This is a genomic window from Alcanivorax sp. HI0083, from assembly GCF_001635175.1.
The window spans coordinates 1-666 of record NZ_LWFX01000153.1 but is presented as its reverse complement, the minus strand read 5'-3'; the positions used below and the strand labels follow the sequence as shown (position 1 = coordinate 666).

The 666-nt window shown below is 58.7% G+C and carries 2 protein-coding genes; both read left to right on the top strand.

Going from position 1 to position 666, the window contains the following annotated elements; translation table 11 throughout:
• On the top strand, positions 1-465 hold a 465-nt coding region (pelF, locus tag A3754_RS01655), incomplete at its 5' end, for a GT4 family glycosyltransferase PelF (protein WP_156496677.1).
• The coding region (pelG, locus tag A3754_RS01650; RefSeq protein WP_156496676.1) for an exopolysaccharide Pel transporter PelG at positions 465-666 on the top strand (202 nt) is incomplete at its 3' end. The genes pelF and pelG, both read left to right, overlap by 1 nt.

Below are 666 nucleotides of genomic sequence, written 5' to 3'. Positions count from 1 at the left end.
GTGGCCAGTCTGGGGCTGGAAAAAAATGTGAAGTTTCTGGGGTTCCAGAAAATTGATGAGCTGCTACCCAAAGTGGGGGTGATCGTGCTCAGTTCCATCAGTGAGGCGTTACCGCTGGTGTTGCTGGAAGGCTTTGCCGCCGGGGTGCCGGCCGTTTCCACGGATGTGGGGTCTTGCCGTCAGCTGATTGAAGGCCTGGGCGAAGCCGATCGGGCCTATGGAAAAGCCGGCGAAGTGGTGGGCATTGCCGACCCGGAAGCGTTGGGCAATGCGGTTGCCTCGCTATTGAAAGATAGGGATGCCTGGCACCAGGCGCAGCAGGCAGGCATTCGCCGGGTGGAGAACCTGTACACCCAGGACATGATGTTTGGCGCCTACCGTGACCTGTACCAGTCGCTGGTGAGGGACACGGACGCAGCCAGCCCGCAAGAAAACAACAATCGTCGCCGGGAGGGACGCCACTAATGGCCGGCATTGGTTTTGAACTGCGTCGATTGTTGCGCAAGGACACCTTGCTGGGCCTGATCCGGGCCTATGCCTATGCCGGTGTAATCAGTTCCGGCCCCTGGGTGTTATCGATCATCGGCATTCTGATTATCGGTATCTTCAGCCTGGGGATGGTGGTGCCGGATGCCTCGGTGACACAGTTCCAGATTACCGTGACCT